Below are 2,986 nucleotides of genomic sequence, written 5' to 3'. Positions count from 1 at the left end.
CCCTCACCGTGACGGACACCGATTGGGAGCGGTTCGCACCGAGTTTCACCGTAGAGCGGCCGAGTGCGCTGCTGTCGGGCATTCCCGAGGCCCGCAAGGCGCTGGCCGGGCCGAGCGGACGGCCGGCCGGTGAGTCGGTGCTGCGGCGCAAGCTGGCCGGGTTGGGGCAGAAGGACCGTGCGCGGGCGTTGCTGGACCTGGTCCGGCGGGAGGCGGCCGTCACCCTCGGTTTCGACAACGCCGACGCCCTGCCACGCAGCCGCGCCTTCCGCGATATCGGGTTCGATTCGCTGACTGCAGTGGAGCTGCGGAACAAGCTTGCGGCGGCGACGGGGCTCGTACTGCCCGCGAGCCTTGTCTTCGACTACCCGACACCCTCTGCACTGGCCGAACACCTGGAAACAGCACTCCTGGGTTCGGAAGCGCAGATGGTTGCTCCTGTCCTGGTGAAGGCCGAGCCGGACGAGCCGATCGCCATCGTCGGGATGGGGTGCAGGTTCCCGGGTGGGGTGTCGTCGCCGGAGCAATTGTGGGACGTGGTGGCGTCGTCGGTCGATGCGTTGGGTGAGTTTCCTGGTGATCGGGGCTGGGATCTGATCGGTGACGGCTTCGCCCGGGTAGGTGGATTCCTCCATGAGGCGGCGGAGTTCGATGCGGGGTTCTTCGGTATCTCGCCGCGTGAGGCGTTGGCGATGGATCCGCAGCAGCGGTTGTTGCTGGAGACGGCGTGGGAGGCGCTGGAGCGGTCCGGCATCGACCCGCATGCGCTGAAGGGCAGCACGACCGGAGTCTTCGTAGGCGGGACAGTCTCGGGTTACGACACTGTCGGTAATGTCGCGGATGACGCCGAGGGCTACATGCTGACCGGTGGCGCGAGCAGCGTGCTGTCGGGGCGGATCGCGTACACGTTGGGCCTGGAGGGGCCTGCGGTGACGGTGGACACGGCGTGCTCGTCGTCGCTGGTGGCGCTGCATCTCGCGGCCCAGGCACTGCGGTCCGGCGAGTGCTCGATGGCGCTGGTCGGTGGTGTGACAGTGATGGTCACCCCGCGAGGCTTCGCCGAGTTCGCCGCTCAGGGCGGGCTGGCGGGCGATGGCCGCTGCAAGGCGTTTGCCGCGTCGGCGGACGGCACCGGGTGGGGTGAAGGTGCTGGGGTGGTGGTGGTGGAGCGGTTGTCGGACGCCCGGCGCAACGGCCATCAGGTGCTGGCGGTGGTGCGGGGTTCGGCCATCAACCAGGACGGGGCCTCGAACGGGCTGTCAGCGCCGAACGGTCCCGCGCAGCAGCGGGTGATCCGACAGGCGCTCGTCAGCGCCGGTCTGACCACGGCCGAGGTGGACGTGGTGGAAGCCCACGGCACGGGTACTCGGCTGGGTGACCCGATCGAGGCCCAGGCCTTGTTGGCGACTTATGGACAGGACCGGCCGGAAGACCGCCCCCTATGGCTGGGGTCGCTCAAGTCCAACATTGGTCACACCCAGGCCGCCGCCGGTGTCGCCGGTGTGATCAAGATGGTGCTGGCGATGCGGTACGGGCAACTGCCCCCCACTCTGCATGTGGATGAGCCGACGCCTGAGGTGGATTGGTCGGCGGGTGCGGTGGAGTTGCTGACTGAGCAGCGGCCGTGGCCGGTGGTCGACCGGCCGTGGCGTGCAGGCGTGTCCTCGTTCGGCGTCAGCGGCACCAACGCCCACGTGATCCTCGAACAGGCCCACGAATCAACGCCGTTGTCCGACACGGACGTTGCTGCCCCGCCGGTGGTGCCGTGGGTGCTGTCGGCCAGGTCGGAGACAGCGCTGCGGGAACAAGCTCGACGCCTCGCCGCACACGTGGAAGCGGCCCCGGAACTGAACCCAGTGGACGTTGGCGCCGCACTCGTGTCCACCCGGGCGAGCTTGGAGCATCGGGCGGTGGTCCTGGGCACCGACTGGGACCAGTTGACGCAGGGCCTGCGCAAGTTGGCGTCCGGGGAGCCGGGTGTTGGTGTGGTGACCGGGGCAGCCGGCCAGGGGGGCCGGACGGCGTTGCTGTTCACGGGTCAGGGTGCTCAGCGGGCTGGTATGGGGCGGGAGTTGGCCGAGGCGTTCCCGGTATTCGCGGATGCCTTCGAGGAGGCGTGCGCTGGTTTCGCCGGGATGTTGCCGGGGTCGTTGAAGGACGTGGTGTTCGGGGGCGAGGGCCTGGACCGTACGGAGTGGACGCAGCCCGGGTTGTTCGCGTTCGAGGTGGCGCTGTTCCGCCTGCTCGAGTCCTGGGGTGTGACTCCGGATTACGTGGCTGGTCATTCGATCGGTGAGCTGACCGCGGCGCATGTCGCGGGGGTGCTTTCCCTGCCGGATGCGTGCCGGGTGGTGGCAGCAAGGGCCGGGTTGATGCAGGCGTTGCCTGCTGAGGGGGCCATGCTGGCGGTCGAGGCGAGCGAGGCCGAGATCGCCGGGGCGGCGGGTGAGATTGCCGGCTGGGGCGAGAAGGCCACCGTCGCAGCGGTCAACGCTGCCCGGTCCGTGGTGCTCTCCGGCGATGCCGCAGTGGTCGGGGCGATGGGCGAGCTGTGGCAGGGGCGGGGCCGGAAGGTGCGGCGCCTGCGGGTCAGTCACGCGTTCCACTCGCCGTTGATGGATCCGATGCTGGATCCGTTCGCTGAGGTGCTGGGGCGGGTGGAGTTCGGGTCGCCGTCGTTGGGGATGACGGTCCCAGCCGCTGAGGTGTGCAGTGTGGAGTACTGGGTGCGGCAGGTGCGTGAGCCGGTACGGTTCGCCGACATGCTGGCCGGGCTGAGCGCCCAGGGCGTGACGCGGTTCGTGGAGATCGGCCCGGACGGTGTGCTGACGGGGCTGGGATCGGGTGCGGTGGACGGCGTGTTCGTCGCCACCCAGCGCCGGGACAGGCCCGAGATCCACACAGCGATGACCGCCTTGTCCACCATGCACACCCACGGCGTCCCGGTGGACTGGTCTGCGGTGGTGGGCCGGGGTTCGGTGGTGGA

Annotated in this window: 1 protein-coding gene; it reads left to right on the top strand. The window is 69.5% G+C overall.

Annotated features, from left to right (window positions below):
- Positions 1–2,986, top strand: a 2,986-nt coding sequence (locus AQJ67_RS44230) for a type I polyketide synthase (protein ID WP_244190818.1), incomplete at both ends; no start/stop codon positions are given.

The sequence above is a fragment of the Streptomyces caeruleatus genome, assembly GCF_001514235.1.
GTDB classification, from domain to species: Bacteria; Actinomycetota; Actinomycetes; order Streptomycetales; family Streptomycetaceae; genus Streptomyces; species Streptomyces caeruleatus.
This window is presented reverse-complemented; position numbering and strand designations above follow the sequence as displayed.